We start from the raw sequence: 19,235 nt of genomic DNA, 5'->3' as shown, positions 1-19,235 counted from the left end.
TGCAAAAAAGGTCCGGCGCGTGTCATCGCCCTTCGGCGGGCGGCACGCAAGCGGATTGCATGGCCGGGCCGTCGTGAAGGGCGGTCAGATGCCGGTGAACAACCAGTCCAGCGCCGCGACGATGTCGTCTCTATAGGCGGCGATGGAACCGACAGGACGACGAAGATGCCGGGTCGGGAAAGCCGTCATCTGTTCCAGCGGCAAGAGATAATCTGCATTGTGTACGTGGACGACGAGAACCGTTTTGGTTCGCATAGCGGCGTGGGGCACGAATAGTGGACAAACAAAGCGCTGCAATCCCTCGGCAACGTCCGATTGGAGCACAGCCAAATAGGGCTGAGTCAGCCTGGTTCGCGGACCCGGATTTACAAAGACGTCATGCTGCATCGTGCTGGGACGCGTTACTCACATCCCCAAACATCTCGCGCCATTCGTCCCGGGCGTCACCGTGCTCTCTCACAAATGTCCCCAGTGCATTGCTGGCCTCCAGCATGTCCGCGCGGATCGCCTCCCGCTCCTCCGGCGTCATCGGGTCACGCGGCGACCTGATGTGCGACGTATCGATGCGGGGTGGGGAGAGCTCGCTCACTCCGCCGCCACCTTCACCGCCGGCGGGGCTGCGGCCTTGATCGCGGCAACCTTCGCCTCGACCAGGTCGACGATGTGGTCGACCATGCCCTCGGCGTTCATCCGGTGGTCCTGCTTGCCGGCTGCATACACCATGTGCTTGCCCTCACCACCGCCGGTGACGCCCAGATCGGTCATCAACGCCTCGCCCGGGCCATTCACCACGCAGCCGATGATCGACAGGGTCAGCGGCGTCTCGATATGCGCCAGCCGTTCCTCCAGCGTGCTCACCGTCTGGATCACGTTGAAGCCCTGTCGTGCGCAGGATGGGCAAGAGATGATCTTCACGCCGCGATGCCGCACGCCCAGAGACTTCAGGATGTCCCAGCCGACGAACACCTCTTCCTCCGGCTCGGCCGACAGGGACACGCGCAACGTGTCGCCAATGCCGGCCCAAAGCAGAGAGCCGAGGCCGATCGAGCTCTTCACCGTACCGGCCCGCTTCGACCCGGCTTCAGTGATGCCGATATGCAGCGGGTGGTCACACACCTCGGCCAGTTGTTGGTAGGCCGCGACCGCCAGAAAGACGTCAGACGCCTTCACGCTGATCTTGAACTCGTGGAAATCGTTGTCCTGCAGGATCTTGGCATGTTCCAGCGCGCTTTCGACCAACGCCTCCGGATTAGGCTCACCATATTTCTCCAGCAGGTGGCGCTCCAGGCTGCCGGCGTTCACGCCGATCCGCATGGAGCAACCATGGTCCTTGGCTGCCTTGATCACTTCGCGCACCCGCTCGGCACTGCCGATATTGCCTGGGTTGATCCGCAGGCAGGCCGCGCCGCTCTGCGCCGCCTCGATCGCGCGCTTATAGTGGAAGTGGATGTCGGCCACGATCGGCACGTCCACCTGCGCCACGATGTGCTTCAGGGCCAGCGCGCTCTCCTGGTCCGGGCAGGACACGCGGACGATGTCCACCCCCGCCTTCTCCGACCGGCGGATCTGCGCGACGGTGGCATCGACGTCCGTGGTTAGCGTGTTCGTCATCGTCTGCACCGTCACCGGGGAGTCACCGCCCACCGGCACACGCCCGACATGGATCATGCGCGACTTGCGACGATCGATCTGCTGATACGAGCGGTAATTCATTCGCACATGCTCCGTCTGCGTTCGCGGCTTCTACCGCGCCGGGCGTGTGCCCGTCGAGTTTGCCTTCGCCGCCCTGGCCAGGACCGGGTCCAACGGCACCGATTGCCGCATGGAACCAACGGGGCCGAAGGGTGGGATCGGCGTGCCGTTCACCAGCACCTCCAGACCGCCTGCGTTTGGTGTGGTGACCCGCAGGCCCTTCGTCAACGGCACTGGCCAGCTTTCCCCGGTTTTCAGCGGGTGATCCAGCAGCACGGTGCCCATTGGGTCCTGCACCTTCACATACTGGCCAATCTTCGCCCGCAGCACCACGCCGGAGCTCGGCAGCGGCGCCGCGACCGGCGCCGGCGCGGGCGGCGCCACATTCACGGGCACGCGAATTGGTTCCGGGGTCGCCGGGGCCGATGCTGCCGGCGCGGGCGCCCCCGATGGCGCGGTCAGCGGCGGCCCGGAAGCCAGCAGCGAGCTGACCTGCGGCGACTGATTTTGCTGCTGCGGCACCTTGTCGGCGAATTTCTCGGGAATGGCGGAGGCTGTCTGGGTGACCCGCGTCTCGTCATGGCCGGAATAGCGAAACCAGCCGACATAGGCGCCGGCCAGGATCACGACCCCCACCAGGATGACCGCCCCCGCCGGCACGCCACGCTGCGGCACCGGGGCTGGAAAACTCAGCCGGGTTTTCTGGGTGACCTCCTGCGCTTCCTCGCGAAAACGCCGGGTCACCTCGTCGGGGTCGAGACCCAGGGAGTTGGCGTAGGTACGCACGAAGCCCATCGCGTAGGCATTGCCTGGCAGTTCGGACAAATGCCCCTGTTCGATGGCCTCCAAATACGGTTGGCGGATACGCAGCCCGGCCGCGACCGCCGATAACTCCCACCCTAGCCGCTGGCGCGCTGCTCGTAGCTCTGCGCCGACGCGCGCTGCCCCGCTAGCGGGCGGAATACCGTCCGGATCGACATAGGACATCATGCGCTACGGTCCGCCGAATACGAATGTGGGAGCAAAAAAACGCCTCCATTGGGCCAATCGAGCCTGCCGCTGGCGCGATGTAAACCGTACCGCCCCTGCTTGCCAATCGGTGGCGATTACGCGGGTCGCTGGGCGTCAAACGTCCAGCGAGTGTTCGCGCGCCCAGGCGGCAATTGGCTCCCGCAGACTGGCCTCGCCGCTCGCATTCTCGCGCAGTCCGTTCAACACGGGACGGAATGCGCCCAAATCGGCCGAACGCAACAACCCCTTGGTGCCCAGCAGGCTGGAGGCGGGCATGGACAACGAGGTGATGCCCATCGCAGCCAAGGTCAGCGCCTCCAATGGACGCGAGGCGACTTCGCCGCATACCGATAGGGAGACCCCGGCGGCTTCCGTCTGGCGCTGCACGTAGGCGAGGATGTCCAGCACCGGCGGCGACAGGAAATCGTAGCGACCAGCCAGCGCCGGGCTGCCGCGATCGGCCGCGAACAAAAACTGCATCAGATCGTTGGAGCCGATGGACAGGAACTGGCAGTCTTTCAGCAGGCTCGGCAACTGCCATAGCAGCGCCGGCACCTCCAGCATGGTCCCCACTTGCAGGCGGGAGGGCGCCGGGCGTACCCGCGCTGCCTCCGCATACAGCAGCCCGCGTGCGGCGCGGAATTCCGTCACCGTCGCGACCATGGGGAACATGACCGAAAGCGGGCGCCCCGCCGCCGCCAGCAACAGCGCCCGGATCTGACGCCGCAGCAGCGCCGGCCGGTCCAACGCGACGCGCAGGGAGCGCCAGCCCATCGCCGGGTTCTCCTCCTCCGGCGGGGGCGCGTCGGGCAGCAATTTGTCGCCCCCAAGGTCCAGCGTGCGGAACAGCACCGGACGGTCACCCGCCGCATCCAGCACGCGGCTATAAAGCGCCGCCTGCTCCGCCGTGTCGGCCACGGCGCCGCGGGCGAGCATGGCGATCTCGGTCCGGAACAGCCCGATCCCGGCGGCGCCGACCGAATCCAATTGCTCCAGTTCCAGCGCCAAGCCGACGTTCAGCATCAGCGAGAACGGCGTGCCATCCGCAGTCACACTCGGCTCCCGCCGCAACCGCCCGTATCCGGCGCGACGGGCAGCGCGGGCGGTCAGCGCGCGCTCGTAATTCTCCCGCACTTCGGAGGCGGGGCGCAGGATCAACTGGCCTTCGTCCGCGTCCAGGATCGCGATGTCGCCGGACTGCACCACGTCCATCAATCCCCGAGCGCCGCCCAAAGCCGGCAGGCCCAGCGCGCGGGCGAGGATGGCGGCGTGGCCGGAGGAGCTCGCTTCCTCGATCGCGATGCCGGCGATGCCGCAGGCGTGCCATTGCAGCAATTGCGCCGGACCCAACCGCCGCACCACCAGAATGGTACCCGGCGCCACCGGACCCGGCGCTGCTGCACCATCCAGCGCGTGCATCAGCCTTGCAGCCAGATCCTCGATATCGGCCAGCCGTTCGCGCAGATAAGGATCGGTGATCCGGCGCATCCGGTCGCGCAGATCGCTGGCAACGCGAACCACGGCCGCCTCCGCCGTCAACCCGCTGCGGATCGCGTCGCCGACGCGCTTCACCCAGCCATCATCGGCCGCGACCAGCCGCGTCGCCTCCAGCACCTCGCGCGGTTCCTGCCCGGCGGGCATGCCTTGCTCGATCAGGTGGTCCAAGTCGCGGCGCATCGCCACCAGCGCGCGCTCCAGCCGCTCCTGCTCGACCACCGGGTCCTTGGCCAGGAAGTTTCGCGGCCCGGCGCTCAATCCGCCATTCAGCACCGGACCGATCGCCAAGCCCGGCGCCAGCGATACGGATTCGAACTGGCGCACCAGCGTGGCGCCCAGCGCGTCCTCGATCACCGGGGCGGCCCCGGCGGCGGCCAGCGCCTCGGCCAGCAGCATGGCAACGGTCTCGACAACATCCACCTCATCCGCACCGTAGCGGCGCGGCGAGCGGTTTTGGACGGCCAAGACGCCCATAATGTGGCCGCCCCGGCGCACTGGAACGGCCAGCAACGAGGCAAACTGCTCCTCCCCTGTTTCCGGCCGATACGCAAAGGCTGGGTGGTTTTGGGCGTCCGCCAGGTTCTGCACCTTGCCGGTCGCGGCGGAAATACCGACGATGCCCTCGCCCATGCGCAGATGCGTGCGCCCGACCGAGTCCGGCCGCAGGCCATAGGTTGCGATCAACTCCAGAACGTCGCCGGCGCGCAGCGCGTAGAGCGAGCACACCTCGGCCACCATCTCGGCGGCCACCAGGCGCACGATATCGGCCAGTGGCGCGGCACCGGAGGCCATCATCTCCCGCAAGCGCGTCAGCAACCGCCGCGTGCCCGACACGATCAGAAGGCCGGGTGGTAGGCGGCTTGCCCGCGCAGGGCCAGCGCGCCAGCAGCCTGCGACACCAGTTCGTCGATGATCTCGGCGATCGGCTGTTCCGCCGTCACCATTCCCACCGACTGCCCCATCATGACGGAGCCATGCTCCACATCGCCATCGATCACCGCCCGCCGCAGCGCCCCGGCCCAAAAATGCTCGATCGCGAGTTGGGCGGTCTCCCGGGTCAGTTCGCCCGCATCCATCCGCCGCACCGTTTCGGCCTGGTGGCGCAGGAATCGCTTCGTCCCGTCATTGGCGAGGCCGCGCACGGGAATGACTGGAAACCGTTCGTCCAACTGGACGGAGATGGTCGCGTCGCGCGCCCGGGCATGGATGAAGGCGTGCTTGAACTTCTCATGCGCGATCGACTCCTTGGACGCTGCGAACAGCGTGCCAAGCTGGGCGCCGGCCGCCCCCTGCTCCAAAAAGCCCAGGATCGCCTCACCACGGCCCAGGCCGCCGGCTACGAATACCGGCACGTCCCGCAAATGCGGCAGGATCTCCTGCGCCAGCACCGTCAGCGACACCGGGCCGATATGACCCCCGGCCTCGGACCCTTCGATGATCAGCGCATCGGCACCGCTGCGCACCAGGCGCCGGGCCAGGACCAGGGCTGGGGAGAAGCAGATCAACTGCGCCCCACCATCCTTCACCGCCCGAACTGCGGCGCCCAGCGGCACGCCGCCGGCAAGCACGATATGTTCGACCCGCGCCTCCAGGCATACCCGGATCAGATCGAGCAATTGCGGATGCATGGTGATCAGGTTGACGCCGAACGGCGCCCGGGTGCGGGCTTGCGTCGCCGCGATCTCCGCCGCGAGCGCGTCTGGGCCCATCGAGCCGCAGGCGATGACGCCGAACCCCCCAGCATTGGAAATGGCCGACACGAGATTACGCTCGCTCACCCAGCTCATCGCGCCGCCCAAGATGGCGAACCGGCTGCCTAGAAACCGGGTCCCCGCAGCCCACAACCGGTCTAGCTCCGCGCGAGCGCGGAGCTTGTGGGCGTCCGGGGGGGAGATGTCAGGCGGCATCGAGACCGTAGGCAGTGTGCAGCGCCCGCACCGCCAGTTCCGTATATTCGGCGCCGACCAGCACCGACACCTTGATCTCACTGGTGGAGATGACCTGGATGTTGATCCCCTTCTCCGCCAGGGTCCGGAACATGGTGTTGGCGACGCCGACATGCGAACGCATGCCCACCCCTACCACACTGATCTTCGCCACGTCCGGGTCCGTGAGGATCTCCGCATAGCCGACCGTGGCCGAGGCGTTGGCCAGCGTCGCCTGCGCTAGCTTCAGATCCGCACGGCCGACCGTGAAGGTCATGTCGGTGGTGCCATCGGCCGACATATTCTGCACGATCATGTCCACGTTCACATTCGCCTCGGTCAACGGGCCGAAGATCGCGGCTGCAATGCCGGGTCGATCCGGCACGCGACGCACGGTGATCTTCGCCTCGTCCCGCGAATAGGCGATGCCGGACACGATTTCTTGTTCCACGATTTCGTCCTCGTCCACCACCAGGGAGCCGCCAGTGCCTTCCTCCGGCGCGTCCTTGAATGAGGACAGCACCTGGACCCGCACATTCTCCTTCATCGCCAATTCCACGCTCCGGGTCTGCAATACCCGTGCGCCGACCGAGGCGAGTTCCAGCATCTCTTCGTACGCGATCTTATCGAGCTTACGAGCCCTAGCAACGATTCGCGGATCCGTCGTGTAGATCCCATCCACATCTGTGTAGATATCGCAGCGATCCGCCCTCAGCGCCGCCGCCAGCGCCACGGCGGAGGTATCGGACCCACCACGGCCTAGCGTTGTCACCCGATTATCCGGCCCGATGCCCTGGAACCCGGCTACCACCGGCACCTGCCCGGCGGCCATCCGCGCCAACAGCGTCTCGCCGGCGATACGGTCGATGCGGGCCTTGCCATGGGCGCCATCGGTGAACAACGGGATCTGCCAGCCGGCCCAGGACCGCGCGTCCACGCCGATTTCCTGCAGCGCGATCGCCGTAAGCCCGCTGGTCACCTGTTCGCCGGTCGCCACCACGGCGTCGTATTCGCGGGCATCGTGCAGCGGCGCCAGCGCCTGGCACCATGCGACCAATTGGTTGGTCACGCCAGACATCGCGGACACCACCACCGCAACCTCGTGCCCGGCATCCACCTGCCGCTTCACCCGTCGGGCAACATTGCGAATGCGGTCTAGGTCGGCCACCGAGGTGCCGCCGAACTTCATCACGATACGCGCCATGTCGCTGCCCCAAGGCCATAAGCTGTCGTCTACGCCACGCAAGGCCAGTTGCGGCCACGGCGAAGCGGGATCACATACCGGCCATGGCGCACATGGACAACCTCGGAGACGTGCAAAGCAGTATCCCGCAGGGGGGTGCCGCCTCCCCGGCGGAGGTCGCACGGTTCGACGCGTTGGCCGACCAGTGGTGGAACCCGGCCGGCCCGATGCGGCCATTGCACGCGATGAACCCGTTGCGCGTCGGTTGGATCGCCGACCGCCTGCCCAAGCCCGGCCCCCTGCTGGACGTTGGTTGCGGCGCCGGGCTGGCGGCGGAGGCACTCGCCCGGCGCGGCCACACAGTCCTCGGCATCGACGCCGCACCGCGCCCGTTGCAGGCCGCACGAGCGCACGCAGCGGTGGGTATGGCTGTCCAATACCGCCTCGCATCCACCAGCGACTTGGTTGCCGAGGGCGCGGTTTTCCCTGCCATCACCGCGCTGGAGGTGATCGAGCATGTGCCGGATCCGGCCGGCTTCTTCCACGACCTGGGGGCGCTGCTGACACCTGGCGGGCGGTTGTTCGTCTCCACCCTCAACCGCACCGCCCGCTCGTTGGTCACCGCAAAATGGGGGGCCGAATACGTGCTGCGCATGCTGCCGGTGGGCACGCATGACTGGCGGCGGTTCGTGACCCCGGCGGAACTGGCGCGCCATGCGAGGGCTGCCGGGTTGCGGATGACGGATAGTGCCGGGATGCGGTTCGACCCGTTCCGGCAGAGTTGGGTAATGAGCCGGGACCTGTCGGTGAACTACATCGCCGCCTTCGCCCGCTAGGCGAAATCAGCCGTCGGCGCGGGGTACCCAGGGGATTTGGGCGATCTCTATACCGTCATCGGCAAGCCGTTCGGCCTCTTCCGGCGTCGCCTCACCGTAGATGCCGCGGGCTTCACTTTCGCCATTGTGGATCCGCCGCGCTTCGTTGGCGAAGCCGTTGCCGACATAGTCGCAGCGCTTCTCCACCTCCGCCCGCATGCGTTGCAGCAGCGCGCGTAGCTCGTCGGGCAGGTTCGCACCGCCGGCGACGGGGGCGGCCTTGGGGACGACTGGGACGGACGCCGTGATCTCGATCTGGGCCGGCGCCGCCCGCTTCTTGCCGACAGCCGGGGACATCAGCGCACGGCGCACGTCCACGCCGCCGCAAACCGGGCAGGACAGCAGACCGGCCTTGGCCTGCTTGTCGAAGGACGCGCTATCGCGGAACCATCCGTCGAACGCATGGTCCCCGTCACACCGAAGCTGGTAGTGGATCATCAGGCGGCCAGCATCACATCCAGCTTGCCGACGCGTTCCAGCGCCATCAGGTCATCGCACCCACCGACATGCTGCCCGTCGATGAAAATCTGCGGCACGGACGTCCGTCCGCCGGACCGTTGCACGGAGGTCTTCCGCTCTGGCGAGCCGCCCGGCGCGTCGATTTCCTCGAACGATACACCCTTCTTCGTCAGCAAATTGACCGCACGGCTGCAGTATGGGCACCAGGGCTGGGTGTAGACCTCGACACGCGGCACGGCGACATGCTCCTGAGAAACGTCCAGACCATGCAATGGCGATGCCGGGCGGTCATGACAAGATATCGTCGAATATTGCACGCGCGCCGACGAGGAGATCAACCCGTGCTGCCCCGCCCGCCAGCAGCGCAACCGTGCAGGACGTCGCCGTCGCCCCGGTGGTGAGCACGTCGTCCACCAACACCACGCGCTGGCCCGCCAATCGCGCCTGGCGCGTTGGTCGCACAGCGAAGGCGCCGCTCACGGTCTGCGCCCGTTGCCGCTTCGTCTTGCCGGCGAGCGAGGCCGTGGCGCGGGTGCGGACCAACGCGTCGGCCACGACCGGGCGCCCGGCGATCCTGCCCAACTCATGGCACAACAAGGCCGATTGGTTGTAACGCCGGGTAAGCAATCGCCAGCGATGCAGCGGCACCGGCACGATCACATCCGCCTCCCGCAGCAAGGTCGCGCCAGCGCGCGCCATGTGGGTGGCCAGCGCGCGCGCCATTTCCACCCGATCGCCATGCTTCAACGGCAGGATGATGCGGCGTGCCTGGTTGTCATAGCGCAGGGCGGCCCGGCCCTGCCGCCAGGGCGGTGAGTCTTGGGTGCAGGGATCGCAGCGTTTGGCCACACCACCCTGCTGCGCAGAGGAGAATGGGGTGCCGCATTGCTGGCAGCACGGCTCGGTCACGAACTCGGTTGCGCGGAAACAGGCGCTGCACATCTGGCCCGGCGCCTGCACCGCCATGTCGCAAGTGAGGCATTGGGGCGGCAGCACGGCATCCAACCCCCACCGCAGCGCGTGGCGCAGGGCAGCGCGGCCTAGCCCGAACGCCGCGGCAAGATCTGGCATGGGCGCCGTGTTACGCGACCGATATCATCCGCGTCTACCATACCCGCCCTCCTGCTCCGTCCTCCTGTTCCGGCCTCCTGCTCCGTCCCCTTGGCACGGCGGCCTCGGGTCCGTACATCCCGTCCATGACCGACCAGGTGTTCGACCGCGGCGCCGTCCGCCGCCATCACGACCGCGCGGCCGCAACCGTGGACATGGTCGCCCCAGTGCTGGCCGAAGTGGCCGACCGGCTGCTGGACCGGCTGGACGATGTCACCCGCAGATTCGGCCGCGCGCTGGATCTGGGCGGCCGCGGCGTCGTGGCCCCTCGCCTGCGGCAGCGCGGGATCGACACCGTCAGTATGGAGTTCTCCCCCGCCATGGCCCGGCGCTATGGCGCAGTGGCGGCCGATGCGGAGTGGCTTCCCTTCGGTCCCGCCAGCTTCGATCTGGTGGTGGCAAACCTGTCGCTGCACATGGTGAACGACCTGCCCGGTGCGCTCATCCAGCTTCGCAGCGCCCTGCGGCCGGACGGATTGCTACTGGCCAGCATGCCAGCGCTGGGCACGCTGGCGGAACTGCGCGCCAGCCTGACGGAGGCGGAGGCCACCCTTACCGGGGGGGCCAGCCCGCGTGTCGCGCCATTCGCCGGGTTGGCGGATTGCGCGTCGCTTCTGCAGCGCGCCGGCTACGCCCTGCCCGTGGTGGATGGCGACACGCTGACCTTGCTTTACACAGACCCGCTGGTCCTGCTGCGGGAATTGCGCGCAGCAGGCGAGGCAAACGCCGTTTTGCTGCGGAACCGGCGTCCCCCACCGCGAGACCTCTTCGCGATGGCGCTGGCATCCTTGCCGACCATAGATGGTCGCGTGGCAGCAACCCTGCGGCTCGCGATGATGACTGGCTGGGCGCCGGGTCCTAGCCAGCAGAAGCCTGCGGCCCGTGGCAGCGGCACAACCAGCCTTGCGGACGCATTACGACAACCATAGCGGTTGTTCATACATCGGCGCATGGATGATAGGCTTTCAGCCCTGTAGATAACCAAATTATGAATGAGTAGGTTGCGTTTCGACGGAATGCAGCAGGCCATCTGCCCTCCACCGCCGCACGGCCCGCCTCCAAACAAGACGGACCTTGTAACGAGGATCACTACGATGAATTCCAAAATCATGATCGCCGCCACCGTCGCGGCGTTGAGCCTGACCACGGCCGCCTTCGCCGGCGAAGGCAATGGTGACCCGTTCCCCTTCCATGCCCAGTTTGCCGCCCCGGCGCGGACATCAGCCTATCCGGCGGACACCGGCTCGAACGCTTACCCGGCTCCGAACCAGGCGCTCTCCTTTCCGCAGACCGGCGAGGCGCTTTTACCGTCGTATGGCTCGGAGGGCGCGGTGCAGACCGCCAACTCGCTTCCAGCCAATTTCGAGGTCGGGACGGTTGCGTATGCGCAGGCTCAGTCGGTGAAGCGGTGGTTCGCGCAACAGGACACCAATCGGCGCTTTGCCCAGATGCACCAGGCACGTCCCAACGGCTAAGTCAGCCGCGATCGCGCTGAACAAAGGGCCGGGTCCGCGATGACCCCGCCCTCTTGTTCCGCCTCAGCCGCCGGTCAAGCTCATGGTGCGGCCGACCTTGGCAGCAGGGCGGCGGCGGTCGATGACGAAATCATGCCCCAGCGGCTTGCGGCTGATCGCTTCTCGGATTGCGGCCTCCAAGACGGCATCATCAGCACCGCTGCGTAGCACCTGACGAAGATCGGCGGCGTCGTCCTGGCCAAGGCACATGAACAGCGTGCCAGTGCAGGTCAGCCGCACGCGATTGCAGCTTTCGCAGAAATTATGCGTCATTGGGGTGATGAATCCCAGGCGCCGCCCGGTCTCCGCCACGTCGAAATATCGCGCCGGGCCGCCAGTTCGATAGGTTGTTTCGGTCAGCGTCCAGCGACGCCGCAGGCGAGCGCGTACGACCGATAATGGCAAGTACTGCTCCGTCCGGTCGCCCACGTCGCCCATGGGCATCGTCTCGATCAGCGTCAGGTCCAGCCCCTCGTGCCCGCACCAGGCGAGCATGTCGTCGAACTCATCCTCGTTGACGCCCTTCAGCGCCACGGCGTTGATCTTGACGTCCAGCCCGGCCTGCTTGGCAGCACGGATACCAGCCATCGTCTTCTCGATCCGGCCCCAGCGCGTGACGTGCTTGAATGTCTCGGGCGACAGCGTATCCAGGCTCACGTTGACCCGGCGCACGCCGGCCGCCGCCAATTCCTCCGCATACTTCACCAACTGAGTGCCGTTGGTGGTCAGCGTCAGTTCCTCCAGCCCTTGGCCAAGCCGGGCGCCAAGCGAGCGGAATAGCGTCATCACGTCGCGGCGGACCAGCGGCTCCCCGCCGGTGATGCGCAGCTTTTGCACCCCAAGACGGATAAAGGCGCCGCAGAGCCGGTCCAATTCCTCCAGCGACAACACCTCAGCCCGCGGCAGGAACGTCATTTCCTCCGCCATGCAATAGACGCAGCGGAGGTCACACCGGTCGGTGACGGAGACGCGCAGGTAGGAAATAGACCGGCCGAATGGGTCGATCATGAGTGGGAAATACCTCTAACCATCACGAGTGAAGAGTCGTCGGGCGCCGGGCCGGCTTCAAGCCCTACCACAGAACATCACTCCCGTGGTGCGCCTTCCACGACCTCGAGGCTGACAAATCGCGCGTTGATCACCACCTTCCCGGCATTCGGAAAATTAACGGTGATGCGGTCATCAATGGCCGATTGGACCTGCCCGGTTCCCCAATCCGGCTGCTGCGGATGCCGCACCCGCTGACCGGGCTCGATATGGGAGTGATTGTTCATAGCGACCGGACGTGTTTGGGAGGATGGAGTTGCAAATTCGTTGTAACACGAAGGACTGATTTATACGGCGTTAACGAATCTGCAGCACATGCTAGTTTTGCAGGCGAGGCGGAGTGGAACATGACGGTAACAGACACCTCATCCAGCGATCGGCAGTACCGCATGCAGTTGGCCGATGCTCTGTGCGCCCGCCTTTGCCACGACCTGGCCAGCCCGCTCGGCACGCTGATGAACGCGCTGGAGCTTGCGGCAGACGACCCGGATTCTCTGGAGGACGCGCTGCCCCTTGCCAATGAGACGGCGGTGGAAATGGGGTCCCGTCTGCGCCTGCTCCGCACGGCCTGGGCCGGCGATTGCGGACCGCAGAGCACGGCGCAACTCGTTGAATTGGCTGCCGGCCTGCCCTCCCGGGTGAAGGCCGATCTGTCAGATCTGCCCGCCACCACCTTCGACGGCCCGGTTGCCCGAGCCTTGATTAACCTGTTGCTGCTGGGGGCGGAGGCTTTGCCGCGCGGCGGCGTGGTTGCGCTGTCCGGCAGCGGGTCCGGCGAAATCCTGGTCACCGTGTCGGGCAAGGCTGCCGCGTGGCCCGCCGGCCTGCCACAGGCGCTGATCGACCCGATGTCGGTCTCGCTGGACAACCCGCGCGCGGTTCAGCCGCCGATTACCGTCCTGCTGGCGCAGGATGCCGGCCGCCGTCTGTCGATCCTGATGACCCCGAACCCAGATCCGAATGCCGTCCCGCCACTTCTTCTAGCGACAAATTAACGCAATCTTCGACTCTCGGCGCCAAGGTCAGGCCGGTACCGGAGCGCGTAACGGATGGACGAGCTACTCATAGACTTCCTGACCGAGACAGCCGAGAGCCTCGCTGCCCTCGACGATGCGCTGCTGCAGCTTGAGCGTGTCCCGGACGATCCGGAGATGTTGGCCGTCGTGTTCCGCATGGTGCACACGATCAAGGGAACGTGCGGCTTTCTGTCGCTGCCCCGGCTGGAACGCGTGGCCCATGTGGCGGAGGACCTGCTGGGCGATGTGCGTGACGGCAAGCTGCCGGCGAATGCTGCCCTGATTACCGTGGTGCTAGGCGCGCTAGATCGGATCAAGCTGATCGTCAGCGGTATCGTGGCCACCGGGCTGGAGCCTGATGGTGACGACACCGATCTGTTGGCCGAACTGCGCGACATGCGCACCCGCGGCCCGGCGCCGGAGCCAGAGCCGGCAATCACCCTGGATTTCGATACGCTCGAGATGCTGCCGCCGGGCACCATCGAATCGCTCGCGGCCCAGATCGCCGAGGCCGTGCCAATGGCCGAGGCCACGCCCGAGGCCGCACATGGCCAACCAGCACAGACGATCCGCCTGGACGTGAACGTGCTCGAAAACCTCATGATCCTGGTGAGCGAACTGGTGCTCACCCGCAATCAGCTCATGCAGATCGCCCGGACGGAGACGGATAGCCGCTTTACCGCCCCGCTGCAGCGCCTGTCGCACTTGACCTCGGACCTGCAGGAAGGTGTGGTCAAGACGCGTATGTCGCCGATCCTGGGCGCGTGGAACAAGCTACCGCGCATCGTGCGCGACCTCGCCTCCGAACTGGGCAAGCAGATCGACCTGGTCATGCTCGGCAAGGAGACCGAGCTGGATCGCCAGGTGTTGGAATTGATCCGCGACCCGCTGATCCACATGGTGCGCAACAGCGCCGATCACGGCCTGGAATCGCCCGCCGTGCGGCTAGCGTCGGGCAAACCTGCCCATGGCACCATCACGCTCAGCAGCTTCCACGAGGGCGGGCAGATCGTGATCGAGGTCGCCGATGACGGCGCCGGCCTGTCCACCGAACGCATCCGCGCCCGCGCATTGGCCCAGGGCCTGGCCAGTTCGGCCGAACTGGCCACCATGACGGAGCGGCAAGTTCAGCGCTTCATCTTCGCGCCGGGCTTCTCCACCGCCTCCGCCGTCACCTCGGTCTCGGGCCGCGGCGTCGGGATGGACGTGGTGAAGACCAATATCGAGCGGCTGGGCGGTACCGTCGACCTGCGCAGCGTGGCGGGTCGCGGCACGACGTTCACGGTGAAGATCCCCCTCACCCTGGCCATCATCTCCGCCCTGATCGTGGAGGCCGGCGGCCAGCGGTTCGCCCTGCCGCAAATCTGCGTTGCCGAACTGGTGCGGGCCGAAGGCAGCGGCTCGCTGGAGGAAGGCGCGTTGGTGGTGGAGCGCGTGGACGGCACCCCCGTGCTGCGCCTGCGCGACCAGTTGTTGCCCCTGGTAAACCTGCGCGACCTGCTGCAGATGGACGCCCAAGCCGCCATGAACAGCGCCGATCCGACGGCGCTGACCGTCGTCGTTGCAACCTTGGGCGGCACCACGCTGGGACTGGTCGTGGATCAGGTGTTCGATACGGAGGAGATCGTGGTCAAGCCCGTCTCCCCCATGCTGCGCCACATCAAGGTATTCAGCGGCAACACCATCCTGGGCGACGGCGCCGTCATCATGATCCTGGACCCGAACGGACTCTCCCGTGCGGTCGGCCACGCCGGGCTGACCGCGACGGTAAAGGACCGCCCGGTCGACACCCAAGCCGCCGCCACCGAGCGCACCGGAGACCGGTCTGCCATGCTGCTGGTGCGGCTGGCGCCGGATGCCAGCCCGGTGGCCATGCCGCTGGGCCTGGTGGCGCGGATCGAGAGCATCGCGCGCGAGGATATCGAATTCACGTCCGACCAGCCGGTCACGCAGTATCGGGGCCAATTGATGCCGCTGATGGCGCTGGACAGCTCGCTTGCCATGGCCGACCACGTGCCGGTGCTGGTCTTCGCCGATCGCGGCCGCTCCGTCGGGTTGATGGTGGAGGAGATCGTGGACGTGGTGGAGGACCAGTTGTTCATCGAACTGGTGTCGTCCCGCCCGGGCCTGCTGGGCACCGCCGTGATCGCCGGGCGTGTGACCGAGATCATCGACGCCGGGCACTGGCTGAAGCAGGGCTGGGAGGATTGGTTTAGCGACAATCCCGGCCCGCGTAACGCCAAGCAACTGCACCTGCTGGTGGTGGAGGATAGCGCGTTCTTCCGCCAATTGCTGATCCCCACTCTGTCGGCCGCCGGCTACCACGTCACGGCGGTGGATAGTGCGATGAAGGCGCTGGCCTTGCGCGATGCTGCCGTGCCGGCCGAGTTCGACGCCATCATCTCCGACGTGGAGATGCCCGGCATGGACGGCCTGCAATTCGCACGGCTTCTGAAGGAAGGCGGTCCCTGGATGGATATCCCCCTCATTGCGCTTAGCGGCCGGTTCAACCCGATCGACATCCGGCGCGGCGGAGCCGCTGGGTTCTGCGAGTATCTGGGTAAGTTCGACCGAGAGGCGCTGCTGGCCGCCCTGCGCCGGCACCTCGACCAACATGAGCGGCAGGCTGCGTGATGATGCTATCTGGTGTTATGGCGGGCCCGTCCGCGCCCCCTGCCGCGACCGAACTGCCCACCACCTACGTCACGCTGAACCTTGCCGGGCAGCTATGCGGCGTTCCCGTCAGCGCGGTGCGGGACGTGCTGCGACAGCAGCCGATCGCCCCGGTGCCGATGGCGCCCCCCGATGTTGCCGGAAACTTGAACCTGCGCGGGCGGATCGTGACCGCCATCAATCTGCGCCGCCGCCTGAACCTGCCGCCCGCCCCCCCGGGGCTACAGCCAATGGCGCTTGTGACTGAAAGCAATGGGGAATTGTATGCCCTGTTGGTCGACCAAGTCTGCGAGGTATTGTCGCCCGACCGCAAACGGTTCGAACCAAATCCACCGACCCTTCCAGTGACGTGGACCAAATACAGTGCCGGACTATACCGGCTGGAGAATTCGCTGATGATCGTGCTGGACCTTTCGCGACTTCTGGCGTTGTCAGTCGAAGCATCATGAGCAGCAGCCTGTTGGAGAAAGAGACCCTGTCCGTTGTAGCGCCGACTTGCCTGGTCGTGGATGACAGCCGCGTCGTCCGCAAGGTTGCGAGGCGTATCCTGGAGGCGCACGGCTACCAGGTGGTCGAGGCCGAGAACGGTCTGGACGCGCTCAACCACTGCCGGCGCGAACTGCCGCGTTGCGTGCTGCTGGACTGGAACATGCCGGTAATGAACGGGCTGACCTTCCTAAAGGCGTTGCGGGCCGAATATGGTCCGACTGGCCCCACCGTCGTGTTTTGCACCACCGAGAACGAGATCGCCCAGATGGCTGAAGCGATTGAGTGCGGCGCCCAGGAATACATCATGAAGCCATTCGACGAGGCGATCCTGACCGGCAAATTCGCGCAGATCGGCTTGCTCTGAGGGCTTGCAATGTCGGCTCTGACGATTCTTGCCGATCTTGTGCATCGGCGATCGGGTTTGGTGCTTGGCCCGGACAAACTCTATCTGATGGAGGCCCGGCTTGGCGGCCTCATGCGCCGCGAAGCCATCCCAGATCTCGCCAGCCTCGCCCATAGACTGCAGACCGAACGCAACGAGGCGTTGGAGCAGGATGTGGTAGAGGCCATGGCCACCCACGAAACCCTGTTCTTCCGTGATCAGAAGCCGTTCGAGCATCTGCGCAACACCGGTTTGCCAACCCTGCTGCGCAATCGCGGCCCCGGCGCACGGCTGCGCATGTGGTCGGCCGCGGCGTCGACCGGGCAGGAAGCCTATTCTATAGCCATGATGATCGCCGAGTCCGGCCTGATTGAACGGCATCGGGTAGAGATCGTTGGCACCGACCTGGCCCGGGGGCCGATCGCCCGCGCCCGCGCCGGGCTATACACGCAGTACGAGGTTCAACGCGGCCTGTCGGTCCACAACCTACTGGAGCATTTCACCCGGCAGGGGGAAGAGTGGCAGATCAACCGGCCGATACGCTCAATGTGCAGCTTTCGCGAATGGAACCTGCTGGACGATATAGCCCCACTGGGCAAGTTCGACGTCGTGTTCTGCCGCAACGTCCTGTTCTACTTCGACGTTCCGACCAAGGCGAAAGTATTGGCAGCCATCCGGCGCCAGATGGCACCGGATGGCCTGCTGTATCTAGGCTCCGCGGAAACGACGATGGGCCTGGACGATGCGCTGGAGCGGGACGGCCCCAGCCACGCGCTTCACGCGAACGCGCCGCGCGCCGCAACGGGCCACAAGCACTCGACCCTGCCGCCTCGCACACCGACGTACCAGTCGTAGCGGTCCACCGTCGGGTCACAATGGCCCGGCACCAGCAGCAGCTTCTCGCCGAGTTCCGGGGTGCTGCCGTCGGCGCACGTCATTTTTCCGTGCTCGTCGGAGGCGCCAACAAAAGTCAGGCCCGGGCGCTCCCACACCAGCGGGAAGCCGCTGTCGGTCGACAATGCCTTCAATCCGGCATCCAGCACGGCGATGCCGGGCTGGCTCGTGCTCATCACCGTGGCCTGCACGAATAGCGCCTGTCTGAAGCCCGGCGCGTCGGTGTTGCGGGCGTAGTCGGCGTCCATGAAGCAGTAGGAGCCGCACTGCACCTCGGTATACACGCCGCTGGCGACCTCATGTGCGAAGGTGCCGGTGCCGGCGCCGCCCACCACGGGGCAATCCAGCCCCTGCTGGCGCAATTGCTCCACCGTGCGGCGGGACAGATCGGCTGCGTGGCTAACCGCATCAGCCCGCGCCTCTGGCGTCCGCATGTGCTGGGCCGACCCCTGATAGGCCTGTAGCCCTCGGAATTCGAGGTGCCGGGAGCCGGCGATCTTCTTGGCTAGCGCCACCGCATCCGGGCCGGCGTCAATGCCGCAGCGGCCCATGCCGACGTCGATTTCCACCAGCACTGGAATGCGCACACCGGCCGCCTCGGCCGCGGCCTCGATCGCGGCAACCTGGCGCGGGTCGTCGGCGCAGATGGCGATACGGGTGATCCGCGCCAGGGCCGCCAGCCGGGCCAGCTTCTGCGCGCCGACAACCTGATTGGTGACGATGATGTCCGGCACGCCGGCCCACGCCAGCACCTCGGCCTCTGCCACCTTCTGCACGCATTGGCCGATCGCGCCGCGCGCCATCTGCAGATGCGCGATGACGGGCGATTTGTGTGTCTTGGCGTGGGCGCGCAGCCGGACGCCGGTGCCCTGCAACTGCGCCGCCAGATGGTCCAAATTCGCCTCGAACGCGTCCAGGTCGAGGATGAGTGCGGGCGTGTCCACCTCCGCAATCCGCATGCCGGGCTGGGCGGGCGGGGGCTGCATCATGGCGCCAGCCGCCCAACGAGGCTGGAGATTGGCATCTGGATGGAAATCATGGCCGACTCGGTCCCTGGGTTATGCCGGCCGAAGCCGCCGTTGGAGGTATGGCCGAACGATGCGACCAGACGCGTGCCGTTGTCGAACACGTAGCCGCCCTCGAACATCGAGCGGACTTCGAACACCGAGCCGAGGTTCTTGCCATTGCCGCGACTATAGGCGCCGCCGCCAATATTCGGGGTAAGCACCCAGTGCGGCCCCAGCGGGATTTCCAGCAGGATGCCGCCGCCGCCCCAAACCGACTGCCGGGTCGTGGTTTCCACCCCGGCCCACGGCTTGATCTTGAAGTAGTTTTCGAAGAACGGCAGCAGCGACAGGCCAGAGCGGTAGTCGAGCCGGAGGTCGCCGGCCGCGCGGGCCTGGGAGCCCAGAATATCCGTGCCGCCAAGGCCAAGGCTGATCATCGGCGGATCTGCCGCCAACGCAGG

Annotated in this window: 22 protein-coding genes; 8 read left to right on the top strand and 14 right to left on the bottom strand. The window is 66.4% G+C overall.

Annotated elements, in window-relative coordinates:
• Positions 1-84 precede the first annotated feature (84 nt).
• The 7 genes from GSQ76_RS03710 to GSQ76_RS03680 all read right to left on the bottom strand — a co-directional run bounded on the left by GSQ76_RS03710 (position 85) and on the right by GSQ76_RS03680 (position 7,329).
• Positions 85-387: a CcdB family protein gene (locus GSQ76_RS03710; protein WP_158742557.1), complete on the bottom strand. Its 303-nt coding sequence runs from the start codon at positions 385-387 to the stop codon at positions 85-87.
• Positions 377-589, bottom strand: coding sequence for a hypothetical protein (locus GSQ76_RS03705; protein WP_158742556.1), 213 nt, complete (start codon positions 587-589; stop codon positions 377-379). Before GSQ76_RS03705 ends, GSQ76_RS03710 begins: the two co-directional genes overlap by 11 nt.
• Entirely contained in the window at positions 586-1,713 is a 1,128-nt protein-coding gene (gene ispG / locus GSQ76_RS03700) for a flavodoxin-dependent (E)-4-hydroxy-3-methylbut-2-enyl-diphosphate synthase (RefSeq protein WP_158742555.1), read from the bottom strand. The genes GSQ76_RS03705 and ispG overlap by 4 nt, the downstream gene beginning before the upstream one ends.
• Positions 1,714-1,743: 30 nt before the next feature.
• Positions 1,744-2,682: a helix-turn-helix domain-containing protein gene (locus GSQ76_RS03695; RefSeq protein WP_158742554.1), complete on the bottom strand. Its 939-nt coding sequence runs from the start codon at positions 2,680-2,682 to the stop codon at positions 1,744-1,746.
• 135 nt (positions 2,683-2,817) lie between these two features.
• Positions 2,818-5,034: a putative PEP-binding protein gene (locus GSQ76_RS03690; protein ID WP_254070225.1), complete on the bottom strand. Its 2,217-nt coding sequence runs from the start codon at positions 5,032-5,034 to the stop codon at positions 2,818-2,820.
• 2 nt (positions 5,035-5,036) lie between these two features.
• Positions 5,037-6,107: a nitronate monooxygenase family protein gene (locus GSQ76_RS03685; RefSeq protein ID WP_158742553.1), complete on the bottom strand. Its 1,071-nt coding sequence runs from the start codon at positions 6,105-6,107 to the stop codon at positions 5,037-5,039.
• Positions 6,097-7,329 carry an aspartate kinase gene (locus GSQ76_RS03680; protein ID WP_158742552.1) on the bottom strand — a complete coding sequence of 411 codons (1,233 nt, stop codon included), beginning with the start codon at positions 7,327-7,329 and terminating at the stop codon, positions 6,097-6,099. The genes GSQ76_RS03685 and GSQ76_RS03680 overlap by 11 nt, the downstream gene beginning before the upstream one ends.
• Before the next feature lie 83 nt (positions 7,330-7,412).
• Here GSQ76_RS03680 and ubiG point away from each other — a divergent pair, with 83 nt between their 5' ends.
• Entirely contained in the window at positions 7,413-8,144 is a 732-nt protein-coding gene (ubiG, locus tag GSQ76_RS03675; RefSeq protein WP_408836163.1) for a bifunctional 2-polyprenyl-6-hydroxyphenol methylase/3-demethylubiquinol 3-O-methyltransferase UbiG, read from the top strand.
• Positions 8,145-8,150: 6 nt separating this feature from the next.
• Here the strand turns inward: ubiG and GSQ76_RS03670 are convergent, their stop codons facing one another.
• From GSQ76_RS03670 to GSQ76_RS03660, 3 genes are read right to left on the bottom strand one after another with little or no spacing between them, the layout of a single operon-like run.
• Positions 8,151-8,621 (bottom strand): DUF1178 family protein, encoded by a 471-nt coding sequence (locus tag GSQ76_RS03670; RefSeq protein ID WP_158742550.1) that lies wholly within the window; start codon positions 8,619-8,621, stop codon positions 8,151-8,153.
• Complete coding sequence (grxC, locus tag GSQ76_RS03665; RefSeq protein WP_158742549.1) at positions 8,621-8,878, bottom strand: glutaredoxin 3; 258 nt, start codon at positions 8,876-8,878, stop codon at positions 8,621-8,623. Before grxC ends, GSQ76_RS03670 begins: the two co-directional genes overlap by 1 nt.
• Before the next feature lie 52 nt (positions 8,879-8,930).
• Positions 8,931-9,713 carry a ComF family protein gene (locus GSQ76_RS03660; RefSeq protein ID WP_254070224.1) on the bottom strand — a complete coding sequence of 261 codons (783 nt, stop codon included), beginning with the start codon at positions 9,711-9,713 and terminating at the stop codon, positions 8,931-8,933.
• Positions 9,714-9,838: 125 nt separating this feature from the next.
• On the opposite strand from GSQ76_RS03660, the gene GSQ76_RS03655 reads away from it, so the two are divergent.
• Together GSQ76_RS03655 and GSQ76_RS03650 are read left to right on the top strand one after the other, a co-directional pair.
• Complete coding sequence (locus GSQ76_RS03655) at positions 9,839-10,681, top strand: methyltransferase domain-containing protein (RefSeq protein ID WP_174247283.1); 843 nt, start codon at positions 9,839-9,841, stop codon at positions 10,679-10,681.
• A 180-nt stretch (positions 10,682-10,861) separates the two neighbouring features.
• Positions 10,862-11,227 (top strand): hypothetical protein, encoded by a 366-nt coding sequence (locus GSQ76_RS03650; RefSeq protein ID WP_158742548.1) that lies wholly within the window; start codon positions 10,862-10,864, stop codon positions 11,225-11,227.
• A gap of 63 nt (positions 11,228-11,290) precedes the next feature.
• Here GSQ76_RS03650 and moaA read toward each other — a convergent pair whose 3' ends face one another.
• Together moaA and GSQ76_RS03640 are read right to left on the bottom strand one after the other, a co-directional pair.
• A complete protein-coding gene (moaA, locus tag GSQ76_RS03645; protein WP_158742547.1) occupies positions 11,291-12,274 on the bottom strand; it encodes a GTP 3',8-cyclase MoaA in 984 nt (327 codons plus the stop codon).
• Between the two features lie 77 nt (positions 12,275-12,351).
• The gene (locus GSQ76_RS03640) at positions 12,352-12,540 is read right to left on the bottom strand and encodes a DUF3553 domain-containing protein (RefSeq protein WP_158742546.1); all 189 of its coding nucleotides are present in this window, start codon (positions 12,538-12,540) and stop codon (positions 12,352-12,354) included.
• Between the two features lie 120 nt (positions 12,541-12,660).
• Between GSQ76_RS03640 and GSQ76_RS03635 the strand changes: the two genes are divergently transcribed.
• The 5 genes from GSQ76_RS03635 to GSQ76_RS03615 are packed head-to-tail and all read left to right on the top strand — an operon-like array spanning position 12,661 to position 17,728.
• Positions 12,661-13,308 carry a histidine phosphotransferase family protein gene (locus GSQ76_RS03635; protein ID WP_158742545.1) on the top strand — a complete coding sequence of 216 codons (648 nt, stop codon included), beginning with the start codon at positions 12,661-12,663 and terminating at the stop codon, positions 13,306-13,308.
• Between the two features lie 54 nt (positions 13,309-13,362).
• On the top strand, positions 13,363-15,963 hold the full coding sequence (locus GSQ76_RS03630; RefSeq protein ID WP_158742544.1) for a chemotaxis protein CheW: 2,601 nt from the start codon (positions 13,363-13,365) through the stop codon (positions 15,961-15,963).
• A 17-nt stretch (positions 15,964-15,980) separates the two neighbouring features.
• The gene (locus GSQ76_RS03625; protein ID WP_254070223.1) at positions 15,981-16,451 is read left to right on the top strand and encodes a chemotaxis protein CheW; all 471 of its coding nucleotides are present in this window, start codon (positions 15,981-15,983) and stop codon (positions 16,449-16,451) included.
• Positions 16,448-16,855 (top strand): PleD family two-component system response regulator, encoded by a 408-nt coding sequence (locus tag GSQ76_RS03620; RefSeq protein ID WP_158742543.1) that lies wholly within the window; start codon positions 16,448-16,450, stop codon positions 16,853-16,855. The genes GSQ76_RS03625 and GSQ76_RS03620 overlap by 4 nt, the downstream gene beginning before the upstream one ends.
• A gap of 9 nt (positions 16,856-16,864) precedes the next feature.
• Positions 16,865-17,728, top strand: coding sequence for a protein-glutamate O-methyltransferase CheR (locus GSQ76_RS03615; RefSeq protein WP_158742542.1), 864 nt, complete (start codon positions 16,865-16,867; stop codon positions 17,726-17,728).
• Here the strand turns inward: GSQ76_RS03615 and GSQ76_RS03610 are convergent.
• On the bottom strand, positions 17,650-18,756 hold the full coding sequence (locus GSQ76_RS03610; protein ID WP_174247282.1) for a DSD1 family PLP-dependent enzyme: 1,107 nt from the start codon (positions 18,754-18,756) through the stop codon (positions 17,650-17,652). The two genes, GSQ76_RS03615 and GSQ76_RS03610, sit on opposite strands and share 79 nt — an antisense overlap.
• Complete coding sequence (locus GSQ76_RS03605) at positions 18,753-19,211, bottom strand: acyloxyacyl hydrolase (protein WP_158742541.1); 459 nt, start codon at positions 19,209-19,211, stop codon at positions 18,753-18,755. The genes GSQ76_RS03610 and GSQ76_RS03605 overlap by 4 nt, the downstream gene beginning before the upstream one ends.
• Positions 19,212-19,235 lie beyond the last annotated feature (24 nt).

This window comes from Acidisphaera sp. L21 (assembly GCF_009765685.1).
Classification (GTDB): domain Bacteria; phylum Pseudomonadota; class Alphaproteobacteria; order Acetobacterales; family Acetobacteraceae; genus LMUY01.
Note: the sequence above shows the minus strand (reverse complement) of the source record. Positions and strands in the feature narration are given on the sequence as shown.

Excerpts from the sequence above, each read along its gene's own strand:
- GSQ76_RS03710 (WP_158742557.1), bottom strand. The coding sequence starts at position 387 with ATGCAGCATGACGTCTTTGTAAATCCGGGTCCGCGAACCAGGCTGACT.
- ispG (WP_158742555.1), bottom strand. The coding sequence starts at position 1,713 with ATGAATTACCGCTCGTATCAGCAGATCGATCGTCGCAAGTCGCGCATG.
- GSQ76_RS03695 (WP_158742554.1), bottom strand. The coding sequence starts at position 2,682 with ATGATGTCCTATGTCGATCCGGACGGTATTCCGCCCGCTAGCGGGGCA.
- GSQ76_RS03685 (WP_158742553.1), bottom strand. The coding sequence starts at position 6,107 with ATGCCGCCTGACATCTCCCCCCCGGACGCCCACAAGCTCCGCGCTCGC.
- GSQ76_RS03680 (WP_158742552.1), bottom strand. The coding sequence starts at position 7,329 with ATGGCGCGTATCGTGATGAAGTTCGGCGGCACCTCGGTGGCCGACCTA.
- ubiG (WP_408836163.1), top strand. The coding sequence starts at position 7,413 with ATGGCGCACATGGACAACCTCGGAGACGTGCAAAGCAGTATCCCGCAG.
- GSQ76_RS03670 (WP_158742550.1), bottom strand. The coding sequence starts at position 8,621 with ATGATCCACTACCAGCTTCGGTGTGACGGGGACCATGCGTTCGACGGA.
- GSQ76_RS03660 (WP_254070224.1), bottom strand. The coding sequence starts at position 9,713 with ATGCCAGATCTTGCCGCGGCGTTCGGGCTAGGCCGCGCTGCCCTGCGC.
- GSQ76_RS03655 (WP_174247283.1), top strand. The coding sequence starts at position 9,839 with ATGACCGACCAGGTGTTCGACCGCGGCGCCGTCCGCCGCCATCACGAC.
- GSQ76_RS03650 (WP_158742548.1), top strand. The coding sequence starts at position 10,862 with ATGATCGCCGCCACCGTCGCGGCGTTGAGCCTGACCACGGCCGCCTTC.
- moaA (WP_158742547.1), bottom strand. The coding sequence starts at position 12,274 with ATGATCGACCCATTCGGCCGGTCTATTTCCTACCTGCGCGTCTCCGTC.
- GSQ76_RS03640 (WP_158742546.1), bottom strand. The coding sequence starts at position 12,540 with ATGAACAATCACTCCCATATCGAGCCCGGTCAGCGGGTGCGGCATCCG.
- GSQ76_RS03635 (WP_158742545.1), top strand. The coding sequence starts at position 12,661 with ATGACGGTAACAGACACCTCATCCAGCGATCGGCAGTACCGCATGCAG.
- GSQ76_RS03630 (WP_158742544.1), top strand. The coding sequence starts at position 13,363 with ATGGACGAGCTACTCATAGACTTCCTGACCGAGACAGCCGAGAGCCTC.
- GSQ76_RS03625 (WP_254070223.1), top strand. The coding sequence starts at position 15,981 with ATGGCGGGCCCGTCCGCGCCCCCTGCCGCGACCGAACTGCCCACCACC.
- GSQ76_RS03620 (WP_158742543.1), top strand. The coding sequence starts at position 16,448 with ATGAGCAGCAGCCTGTTGGAGAAAGAGACCCTGTCCGTTGTAGCGCCG.
- GSQ76_RS03615 (WP_158742542.1), top strand. The coding sequence starts at position 16,865 with ATGTCGGCTCTGACGATTCTTGCCGATCTTGTGCATCGGCGATCGGGT.
- GSQ76_RS03610 (WP_174247282.1), bottom strand. The coding sequence starts at position 18,756 with ATGATGCAGCCCCCGCCCGCCCAGCCCGGCATGCGGATTGCGGAGGTG.
- GSQ76_RS03605 (WP_158742541.1), bottom strand. The coding sequence starts at position 19,211 with ATGATCAGCCTTGGCCTTGGCGGCACGGATATTCTGGGCTCCCAGGCC.